Source organism: Bacillus sp. T2.9-1, assembly GCF_950097965.1.
In the GTDB taxonomy this organism is placed as follows: domain Bacteria; phylum Bacillota; class Bacilli; order Bacillales; family Cytobacillaceae; genus Niallia; species Niallia hominis.
The window spans coordinates 1-10,972 of record NZ_CATNHG010000142.1 but is presented as its reverse complement, the minus strand read 5'-3'; the positions used below and the strand labels follow the sequence as shown (position 1 = coordinate 10,972).

Genomic DNA, 10,972 nt, shown 5'->3' with positions numbered 1-10,972 from the left:
TTGGTCCTTTTTTAGTGGATTTGGACGGGTTACCACCTGACTAATCCATTATAAAGGACTTTTTCTTTGCACAAAATAATAATATTGAACATTTTGAGTATTTTTAATAGTGAATTTAAATTAATGCAACACTAGTGATTTTGCTAAAATGATTATATTTAAAAGGCTCTTTTCTAAAGGATTGTTGTTTTTCAAAAAGAATTAATAGGAATAATGGAGCAGCCGGAATACACGAAGACGCCACGGGAATTAGCGAGACAGTCTGAGATCCCGGAGGAAAAGTGTAGAGGCTTAAGCTTAGCCCCAGGGAAAGCGAAGTGTATTCCAGCTGCGGGTAATCGCAACAAACTTTACGTAAACAGCTATTTAAAAAAGAATTTCCTCAACTTATTTATAATAGGTTGAGGAAAAACCTCCAATTGACCATCTTAGTTAGCTAGCTTTTGATTTTACTAGACTTTGTAATTGTTCCATTACATTTTCAGTAACAATACCTCCATGATAGCATACTACTTGTTTAATAGGATACGCTAAAAATTTATCTATTGATTGAATCGCAAGTTCCATATCTGGCGTACTTACCGGATTAGGAGGCTGAAGGCGTCCGTTTGTAGCAAGTAAGGTATCCCCAGCAATTAAAGTACCTGATTTTTTATGAAATAAACTAATATGACCTGGGGTATGGCCCGGAGTATGAATAATTTCTATCCCGCCATTAATATCTAAGGTTTGTGCATCTTCTAAAGAAACAGTAACCTGTGCTTTTGGGGGATGGAGATAAGTGAATTTTAAGAAATCTGATAATTCCTCCCATTGTTCTTCAGTGAATTTAGCAGGATTTGTTTTTAATAATGGTAAATCACCCTCTATATATGGAATTTCTTCTTTATGTGCATAGATTGTTAAGTGTTGCGTACAGGCAGTTAATATTTCTGGCAGGCTTCCAATATGATTAATATCTTGGTGTGTTATCAAAATTCCAGTTAAATCTTCCAAAGATTTATTTGCTTTATCCATGACAAGATTTATGTCTTCCATATAACCAGGCATTCCAGTATCGATTAACAATGTTTGTTTTTCATCCCATATAAGGGTTGGGTGAATGACAAAGGAATCTTTTTCAATCGTCAAAATCTCTATTCCTTTTAATTCTGCCATAGTATTGTTCCCCATCTCTGATTGTTTTTTTATAAGTATAGCGGTTTCGTTTTAAATAGTAAAACATTAATTAAATAAGAAAGAAGATGCTTTTTGAATTGGAAAAGCCGCTCTGTGAATAGAGCGGCGTTGATTTTGTTATTTCATCAGTTTACAAATATTATTGGTGAATTCCACTGGATCTTCAATCGATAACCCTTCAATTAACAATGCTTGGTTATAGAGAAGATTTGTGTAGAGCGTTACTTTATCTTTATCATTTTCAAACGCATCTTTTAATGATTGGAAAATTTCATGGTTTTTGTTAATTTCTAAGACTTTATCTGCTTTAATGTTTTGATTATCTGGCATCATGCTTAGGACCTTTTCCATTTCAATCGAAACTTCCCCTTCAGCTGTTAAGCAAACGGGATGTGATTTTAAGCGTGTGGAAACTTTTACGTTTTTTACTTTATCGGAAAGAATGTCCTTCATATAATCGAATAATGCTTTATTTTCTTCCGTTACTTCTTTTTCCTCTTTTTCTTCTTCTTGGTCAAGACCCAAATCACCGCTAGATACAGATTTGAACTCTTTCTCTTTATAAGTAGCAATCATTTTAATTGCAAATTCATCAATGTCATCAGTTAAATACAGAATTTCATAGCCTTTATCTGCTACTAATTCTGTTTGTGGAAGCTTCTCTATACGATCAATAGAATCACCAGTTGCATAATAAATGAATTTTTGATCTTCTGGCATTCTTTCTACATATTCATCTAACGATACTAATTTTTTTTCTTTAGATGAATAGAATAATAGTAAATCCTGAAGCATCTCTTTATTCATTCCAAAATCATTATAGACACCGAATTTGATTTGTCTTCCGAATGATTGATAGAAAGATTCGTATTTTTCCCTTTCATCCTTCAGAAGGCTAAGGAGTTGACTTTTGATTTTCTTTGTTAAGTTCTTTTCAATACGTTTTAACTGGCGATCTTGCTGCAGCATTTCTCTAGAAATATTAAGCGATAAATCTTCAGAATCCACCATACCTTTCACAAAGCTAAAGTAATCTGGTAGCAAGTCACCGCATTTTTCCATAATTAAGACACCATTTGAATAGAGCTCTAGTCCCTTTTCGTACTCTTTCGAATAATAATCGAACGGTGTTTTTTCCGGAATATATAAAATCGCGTTATAACGAATAGCCCCATCTACACTAACATGAATATGCTTTAATGGTTTATCATAGCCATAGCGTTTTTCTTCATAGAAATTTTGGTAGTCTTCTTCTGTTAATTCGCTCTTATTCTTTCTCCAAATTGGAACCATACTGTTGATGATTTGTTCTTCGATAATTTCCTCATATTCATTTTCTGTGCCCTCTTTTAATTTGCTAGAAGTCACATCCATTTTAATTGGATAACGGATAAAATCAGAGTATTTTTTTATAATCGTTTTTAAACGATATTCCTCAAGAAATTCATCATACTGATCGTCTTCTGTATTATCTTTCATTTTAAGGATGATATCTGTACCAATTGTGTCTTTATCTGTTTCTTCAATTGTATATCCATCCGCGCCTTTAGAGAACCATTTATAGGAAGTATCGCTATTTAATGATTTTGTAATCACTGTTACTTCATCTGCCACCATAAATGCAGCATAGAAGCCAACACCGAATTGACCAATAATGTCATGTCCATCTTTTGCTTCATTTTCCATTTTAAAGGCTAAGGAACCACTTTTTGCAATCGTACCTAAGTTCGATTCTAACTCTTCCTTTGTCATACCAATACCAGTATCAGAAATAGTTAATGTACGATTTTCTTTATCTGCTTTAATTTTAATAAAATAATTATCTTTTTCAAAATTAATGGTGTCATCTGTTAAGGCTTTATAATAAATCTTGTCAATCGCATCACTCGCATTAGAAATTAATTCTCGTAGGAAAACTTCTTTTTGAGAATAAATAGAGTTTATCATCATTTCTAATAATCGTTTCGATTCCGCTTTAAATTCTTTCGTTTCGATCATTTTCCGCACCCTTTCTGTATGATTACTATGTAATAAGATTAGCACTTAAGTGTCTTGAGTGCTAATCTATTAATTAAATATCATATTTTATCTAGCATGTCAATAATTAGGATAGTAGTTGTAGAGATTGCGTCCTAGAGTTTTAAGAGAAGATTTTAAGCTGGATGAGTGCTTAGAATGGGATAAATGTGGTGATTTACGAGTAGTAGTAGGGTTTTATTACTGGATATCAGCCAACACAGCTTGGATATCAGCCAAAGTAGCTTGGATATCAGCCAAAATTCCGATATATCAGCCAAAGCCTCACCACTCCATTCATAAAAAAAGACCACCCAACCTTGGGTAGCCTATTTTAAAAGAAAATCAATATGGATCAGAAGGATGAGACATGCTTTCTGCTTCACCTACTGCTTTATCCATTTTATCTTGATTGGATTCCAATACTTTTTTAATGCCTTCTGCGATTCTTTTTCCGTAATCCGGATCACATTTTGTACAGTTTTCAATCATAATATCTTGAATTTCTTTTCGGCAGTTTGCTAAAGCATTGGAAAGATTGGAAATCAGTTCCTCTCTTTCAAAATCAGTAAATCTTCGGTATGTTTCTCCAGCTTGGCCAAAGTTATTTTCGCGAGAAATAGATTCTCGCTGTAATTTCCCTTCGACATAAGGCTCATGTTCTTTACCAGGGTTTTCCGCTTCTTTTAATCCACCAATCGTTGACGGTTCATAATTTATATGAGGGTTTTGGTGTTTGTCAAATTCAGTTCGGAAGTCCATTTGACCCCCTTCTTGATTTGTTGCAACATGTTTCTTTGGTCGGTTAATTGGTAATTGTAAATAATTGGAGCCAACGCGGTATCTTTGTGTATCAGAGTAAGAAAAGGTTCTCCCTTGTAATAGTTTATCATCTGAGAAGTCTAATCCATCAACAAGAACACCTGTACCGAATGCGGACTGCTCTACTTCCACAAAATAGTTTTCTGGATTTTTATTGAGAACCATTTTACCTACAGGTAGCCAAGGGGAATCTTCTTTATACCATAATTTTGTTGGATCAAGTGGATCATAATCCAGCTCAGGATGCTCGTCATCCTCCATGATTTGTACGAATAATTCCCATTCAGGGTAATCGCCATTTTCAATAGCTTCATATAAATCTTGCGTGGCATGGCTATAATTCATCGCTTGGATTTTATCCGCTTCTTTTTGGGTTAAATTTTTTATTCCTTGTTTCGGCTCCCAATGATATTTTACCAATACAGCTTTTCCTTCTTCATTTACCCATTTATAAGCATGCACACCAGAACCTTGCATATGGCGATAGCTTGCAGGGATACCCCATGGGGAGAATAAAAAAGTAATCATATGCATTGATTCAGGAGATTGAGACAGAAAATCAAACATTCTTTCTGGATCCGAAAGGTTTGTGACAGGATCTGGTCGAAAAGAATGGACCATATCAGGGAATTTTAAAGGATCACGAATAAAGAATATCTTAAGGTTATTGCCAACTAAATCCCAATTTCCATCTTCCGTGTAAAACTTAATGGCAAATCCTCGAGGATCTCTTAAAGTTTCAGGAGAATGTAATCCATGTACCACTGTAGAAAAACGGACAAATAAAGGCGTTTTCTTCCCTTTTTCTTGAAAAAGTTTAGCCCGAGTGTACTTGGAAATTGGCTCATCTCCAACAGTGCCATAGCTTTCAAAATAGCCATGCGCCCCAGCGCCTCGCGCATGAACGATTCTTTCCGGAATTTTTTCTCTGACAAAATGACTTATTTTTTCGAGAAAATCATAATTTTCCAGTGTAGTTGGCCCGCGGCTTCCAACTGTCCTAACATTCTGGTTGTTTGTAACAGGGTGGCCTTGGCGATTCGTTAATTCATCTTCTTGGTGTTGATTGTGCCTTTGCTCATCTTTCATTAACTTGCATACCTCCTTTTTATGTACTTCACTAGTTTTTCCAGATTAAAGAATGGGTATGCATAGTAAATAACAAAGAACCACATTTTTATCATGTGGTTCTTAAAGAAGCAGAGACATACCAGGTGCATCATGTTCTCTTTCTGCAAAGCCTAATTTTTTATAAAAAGGATGCTTACCTTTAGCAGAAAATAATTGGATTGATTGGATACCTGATTCTTTACATTTATAAATTAGTTTCTCAATAACTTGTTTTCCTAGTCCGTTTCCTTGTTCGTCTGGGTGAACCATGACATCACAAATTAATGATTGATATACACCATCAGAAATCATCCGACCAAAAGCGATTAGCTTTTGATCATTATAGATGGAGATAGAATACCAGCTATTCTTAGCTGCTTCATATAATTGTTCACGTGTATAATTACCTTTTTTATTTTTTAATAAGCCGCTGTCCTCATGTAATCGGGCAAATTGAGAGAATGATGGTAGTTCTTCCGTAATTAGATAATCCATGATAATATTTTCCCCTTTATATCCGTATCTTCATAATAATATTTATACATTATTATGAATTAATATTCAATAGTTTTTTCGAAAAAAGCATATCTTTTTTAGATATGCTTCAGTTTGTAGACAAAAAGATTTTTAAAAAGTTAAATGGAATTTTTATGCGTTGCTTGGAGTGGAAGGGGTGAGACTCCAGTGGGATTAGTGAGACAGCTGAAACCCTGCAGGCCAAAGGCAGACCGCGGCTCAGTGCGAGCCCCACGGAAAGCGAACCCATGGAGTGGAAAGTAACATCCCTATTCAAAGAGACTAATAAATAAGCTATATACAAACTTCAATTTTTAAAAATTGAGGTTCGTCTACAGTCTGAAGGATATCTTTTTCTAGATATGCTTAATGGTATATTAGGTTGTCTTTTTCTCCTGTTTCCCTTTCCAAATTATCCAAATAAAATATCCTAACATGATTGCTATCAAAGTAGCAGAAGATATAATGGACTTTGTTTCTTTAGAAAAAGAAAGAGGTTCTACTATGACTATTGGAAGGTATATAATCACTGGGAAAAATATAATCCATGTTTTACTCCACCATGCAAACCAGCATATATAAGCAAATGGTATAATAAAGAAAATGGTTTGTTTGGCTAAAGTATCCATCATAAAAATGGGTCCATAATTATTTCCATAAAACGTCAATCCAAAAAATAGCCCTGTCAATAATATTTGTATAAGAAACAACAAGCCGAATGTCTTTTTGTTGGATACACTTCTTGAAGAAATAAATCGAAAAACGACAACATACAAACCAAGCATGAATAAACAGATAAATATTGAACCGATACCAACAAATAAGGAAATTTGATTTTCACCTAGGATAATTTTTCCGATAAGCGTGTATGCAATTAAACAAATGAATACATGCGGTAAAAGTTTCCCCCATTCCTTGAGATCTGTCTGCATTTCGCTAGCTAAGCTCTCCATATATTCTTTTGGGGATTCTCCTGTTACCTCATGGATATTCTTCCCATTTGCTTCTGCTTCTCGTAAATGATCGGTTAATTCTTCGACAATCTCGTTAATTTCTTTATCTTTCTTACCAGAAGAAAGTAAATATAGATGTAGGTTGTCAATAAATGCTGCTGCTTCTCTCGATAGTTTCATTTATTTCTCCTCCTTTATCTCTTTTAATAAACAATGCACACTTGTTGCAAGCTCTGTCCAAGTGTCAGCAAATTCAGCTAAAACTTCTTCCCCTTTATCGGTAAGAGAATAATACTTACGCTTTGGACCAGATGGAGAAGCTTTTGTTTCAACTGTCACAAGCTCTTCTTTTTTCATACGTAATAGGACTGGATAGATACTTCCTTCACTGATCATCGTAAATCCATAAGCCTCTAATTTTTCAATCATTTCATAGCCATAAATCTCCCCTTTGGAAATAATCGCGAGCAAGCATCCTTCCAAAACTCCCTTTAACATTTGACTTTTTGACATCGGAAAGTATCCTTTCTTTCTAACTATATGGTTATACAACATAGTTAGTATTTTGCAATACAAGATAGTTTGATTTCTTTAATATTAGCATATAGTATTTTGCGATGCAAGATAGATTTTTAAAATTAGGCTTATCCTTTTCATTTAGGTTTCATAGTGGACTTCCACTCCTTCATACAGTAAGGAGAAGGAGGTGAAGTAGTGAAAAAAGTTATTAATATTTTCTTCATTCCCTTTCTGCTTCTGTTTACAGCTTGTTCAGCAGATCCAGTGAAAGAAGATTTAGTTCAATATATCAATGAAGATATGAAAACGGCCTTTGAATTAGAGGTTAAAGCAGTATCTGCGTATGATTCCGTTTCTGGAATTCATTATTCGGATGACTGGACGATGTATAATACAATCCAAACTACTGTAATCCCGAATTATAATGAATTTATTAAAGAATTGAATCGGGTAAAAGTGGAAACGGAGGAGTTAAGAGAAATACATGAAATATATATAGAGGGCGCTGATATACAGTATAATGCATTTGTAAAAATACTTACAGCGCTAGAAACACAGGATATCGCTCTTGTAGAAGAAGCGAATTCCATGCTTGAGGAAGCACGCAAATTGATTCGTCAGTACATTAATGAATTAGAAAAACTTGCAAAAGAGCATGAGGTGGAATGGGATGATAGTACGGTGAATGAATCACTATAGCATAATCCATTTCAAAAAAATCCCGGTAAAGTAAACTATAACCGTTTACTTTATCGGGATATATTTGTCCACTTTTTAATTTGTATTATTTAACCCACTTATACTATCTTGTAAAGGTTCGAAAAGTACAACTAACCATCAGTCGGAGATGAAGTAATCCCTGATTAATGGAAGGTTTCTTTTAAAAGGACTTTTTTTCTTTACCTCTATTTACTTTGTTATAGAAAAGAATTCCGCTTAATAGTAATAATACCCCGAAACTAAACGTCTTAATATCAGCAGTTCCTGCAATAATCACCCAAATAGAATAAATGGATGCAATCAATCCAATAACAAAGTCTACTCTTCTCGCTTTTAGAGAGTCATATGTTTCACCAGAGATAACCAATTTTAATTGGAAGAAAGACGAGATTAAATAAGGAACAAGATAACTTAGTGTTGCAATATAAATAACAAAATCAAATGCCTGCGAAATACTTCTTGAAATAGTGGAGAATATAAATAATTGTCCTAAAAGATTGGTAACAATTAAAGAGAATGTTGGTATTCCCTTTTTATTTTCTTTTAAGAAGGCAGGAATGAATATACCTTGTTTTGCGGCTGCATAAGGTACTTCTGCGCTTAACATAATCCAACCAATTGTCGACCCAAATAAACTAATTAAACCGATCGCTGCAAGTACTTTACCAGCAATTGGTCCTAATACAGCTTCAATCGCATCAATTAAAGGTTTTTGAGAAGCAATTAACTGATCTTGTGACAGAATTCCCATTACAAGTGTGCTGATTCCAATGTAAATCGCTAAAGCAATTAACAAACCAAAAATCGTTGCTTTTTTCACATCTGATTGTTTTTTTGCTCTCGAAGCAAATACAACGGCAGACTCCACACCGATAAATGCCCATAAAGTTGTAATTGCTGCACTGTTAATTTGTCCAAATAGTCCAACAGAGTTTCCAGCTGCATTTATTTTGGGTTCCACAAACGGAAGGATGTTACTTTTCTCAAAAGCGAATAAAGCAATGATAATAAATAACATAAATCCAATTACTTTGGCGGAAGTAGCCAATATGTTCAATTTACCGGCATTTTCTAATCCGTTTAAGATGATGAAATGAGTTCCCCACAATAAGATTGTACACACAAGGAAGGTTAACGCATTTCCTACATATAATGTGAAAGAACCAACATCTAGTAAAACTGCTTCACTTGTTAAAACGGGGAAAAAGGTTGATAAATAGCCGGCAAAAGTAGTAATAATAGCGATATTACCAGCAAGGTTTCCGATCCAGTAGCCCCATGTAGACATAAAACCAGCTAAAGTCGATTTCTTTGATCCTGGTTTAAATAGCTCTTTTGCATAAATTTGTGGACCGCCGGTTAAATTTGGCTTGCGAATCGCCAAATTACCAAATACTAATGCGGTAACTAACACACCGAAACCTGTTAATAGCCAAGCAAGGATTACCCCAGCTGGACTTGCTACTTCTGCTAATGAACGAGGAAGCATAAAGATTCCTGATCCAACCATATTTCCAACGACTAAGGATATTAATACCCCTAATCCTAATTTCCCTTTCGTACTCATTGTTGTCTCCTTTATGATGTATTTGCTCATGTTTGACATAGGAGATTTACTTTGAAGCCTTATATCTAAATACAACAAAATGTATTTTTATTATTTCCAAGGCATAAAAAAACACACCTCTAAATGGTGTGAAGGTAGAAAAACCTTCAGATATAAAGATAGTTCACCATAGTAAGATCCTATGACAGTCCTGCACCTATTCGTATGCAGTCCCAGCTACTATTATTAGAGAATAATAGTGCTTCGGCGACTTTTCCTTTCAAAAGCAATCAATGAGCTCTCTTTGCTCTTCCTCTTTTTACTAATAAAAATCGCAACCTCTACCTCATCTTGAGCTGATAAGGATTTTTAAATATAAAAAAGATATGTACTAGGTTATTCGATATATTTATTGATGTCAATGGAAAAACAAATAGAGGGAACTATCGGTAAATTCGCAATTATCGTAAATGCTTATTAGGTTGTAATTCTTTGAAGGTATATTACCAAAAATTACGTTTAACACAGGAGAGGATATGTAAAGAAGGAGTTAAGGATTGCATGAAAATAATGAGATGAAATAGAAACCAAGCTCTGTTGAATGAACAGAGCTTGGTTGTAAAAGCTTATAAGGTTGTAATAATCGGTTTCTCTTTTGTTATAATAACTGTATGCTCGTATTGTGCAACAAAGCTTTTTTCTTTAGTAGAGAATGTCCAGCCATCATTTTTTTCATAAACTTCTTCTGAACCAGTAGATATAAATGGTTCAAAAGCGATAACCATTCCCTCACGAAGTAATTCCGTATCCCATGAATCGAAATAATTAAGAATATGATCTGGCTTTTCGTGAAGGGATGTTCCAATTCCATGACCAGTCAGATTTTTGATTACTGTAAACCCGTTCTTCTTAGCTGTGTTGTACACAAATTTTCCGATACGATTCTTCTTTGCTCCTGGTTTAAAACACTTAAGTCCTTCTTCGAAAGCTTCTTGTGCAACTTCGCAAAGCTTTATGAGTTTAGGATCACCATTTCCAACAACAAATGATTTTCCTGTGTCTGCAAAATAACCATTTTTACTTGCAGATACATCAATATTGACTAAATCCCCTTCTTGAATGATGCGATCTCCTGGTATACCATGAGCAACCTCATCATTTACAGATATGCAAGTATAACCTGGGAAATCGTACATATCTTGAGGAGCAGAAACTGCACCGTGTTCAGCAAATAGCTTGCCTGCTAAATCGTCTAATTCTTTCGTGGTTACTCCTGGTATTGTTTTTTTTATTAATTCCTCTCTGATAATGCTTACGACTTTTCCAATTTCTTTTAAACCGTTAATGTCTTGTTCGCTCTTTACTATCATTTAAATTCTCCTTGTATAGATCAGTTCTCGATTCTTATTCGCGTATACTATTATATGCTAAATTGAGTACTAAGTAAAAGGAATAAACCGAGATGATTGAGTCAAGTTTTTGTGGGAGTTTTTTTTAGCTCCCTTTTTATAAAATAAAACTTTTAATTTTGTATCCGCTTTCTAAACATTTTCTTTCATCAAAATTTCGTTTTTTTCTTTTTTTAAAAACC

The 10,972-nt window shown here is 34.4% G+C and carries 10 protein-coding genes and 1 riboswitch; of the genes, 2 read left to right on the top strand and 8 right to left on the bottom strand.

The window, feature by feature from the left end:
• Nucleotides 1–432: 432 nt before the first annotated feature.
• The gene (locus QQZ16_RS21875) at nucleotides 433–1,158 is read right to left on the bottom strand and encodes an MBL fold metallo-hydrolase (RefSeq protein WP_235252212.1); all 726 of its coding nucleotides are present in this window, start codon (nucleotides 1,156–1,158) and stop codon (nucleotides 433–435) included.
• 138 nt (nucleotides 1,159–1,296) lie between these two features.
• Nucleotides 1,297–3,174, bottom strand: coding sequence for a molecular chaperone HtpG (gene htpG, locus QQZ16_RS21870; RefSeq protein ID WP_235252228.1), 1,878 nt, complete (start codon nucleotides 3,172–3,174; stop codon nucleotides 1,297–1,299).
• A 130-nt stretch (nucleotides 3,175–3,304) separates the two neighbouring features.
• Between htpG and QQZ16_RS21865 the strand changes: the two genes are divergently transcribed.
• Nucleotides 3,305–3,523, top strand: a complete 219-nt coding sequence (locus tag QQZ16_RS21865; protein ID WP_235252213.1) for a hypothetical protein — start codon at nucleotides 3,305–3,307, stop codon at nucleotides 3,521–3,523.
• A 17-nt stretch (nucleotides 3,524–3,540) separates the two neighbouring features.
• Here the strand turns inward: QQZ16_RS21865 and QQZ16_RS21860 are convergent, their stop codons facing one another.
• The 4 genes from QQZ16_RS21860 to QQZ16_RS21845 form a co-directional block, all read right to left on the bottom strand.
• Entirely contained in the window at nucleotides 3,541–5,106 is a 1,566-nt protein-coding gene (locus tag QQZ16_RS21860) for a catalase (RefSeq protein ID WP_235252214.1), read from the bottom strand.
• A gap of 102 nt (nucleotides 5,107–5,208) precedes the next feature.
• Nucleotides 5,209–5,622, bottom strand: coding sequence for a GNAT family N-acetyltransferase (locus QQZ16_RS21855; protein ID WP_169188612.1), 414 nt, complete (start codon nucleotides 5,620–5,622; stop codon nucleotides 5,209–5,211).
• Nucleotides 5,623–6,020: 398 nt separating this feature from the next.
• Nucleotides 6,021–6,776, bottom strand: coding sequence for a DUF1129 family protein (locus QQZ16_RS21850; protein ID WP_169188611.1), 756 nt, complete (start codon nucleotides 6,774–6,776; stop codon nucleotides 6,021–6,023).
• The gene (locus QQZ16_RS21845) at nucleotides 6,777–7,109 is read right to left on the bottom strand and encodes a PadR family transcriptional regulator (protein ID WP_101731144.1); all 333 of its coding nucleotides are present in this window, start codon (nucleotides 7,107–7,109) and stop codon (nucleotides 6,777–6,779) included. It lies immediately after the preceding gene.
• 201 nt (nucleotides 7,110–7,310) lie between these two features.
• Here QQZ16_RS21845 and QQZ16_RS21840 point away from each other — a divergent pair, with 201 nt between their 5' ends.
• Complete coding sequence (locus tag QQZ16_RS21840; RefSeq protein WP_235252215.1) at nucleotides 7,311–7,814, top strand: hypothetical protein; 504 nt, start codon at nucleotides 7,311–7,313, stop codon at nucleotides 7,812–7,814.
• Nucleotides 7,815–7,995: 181 nt separating this feature from the next.
• Here the strand turns inward: QQZ16_RS21840 and QQZ16_RS21835 are convergent, their stop codons facing one another.
• Nucleotides 7,996–9,402, bottom strand: coding sequence for an amino acid permease (locus QQZ16_RS21835; protein ID WP_235252216.1), 1,407 nt, complete (start codon nucleotides 9,400–9,402; stop codon nucleotides 7,996–7,998).
• Nucleotides 9,403–9,553: 151 nt separating this feature from the next.
• Nucleotides 9,554–9,733, bottom strand: a riboswitch (Lysine riboswitch).
• A gap of 274 nt (nucleotides 9,734–10,007) precedes the next feature.
• Entirely contained in the window at nucleotides 10,008–10,751 is a 744-nt protein-coding gene (gene map, locus QQZ16_RS21830) for a type I methionyl aminopeptidase (protein WP_235252217.1), read from the bottom strand.
• Nucleotides 10,752–10,972: the final 221 nt, after the last annotated feature.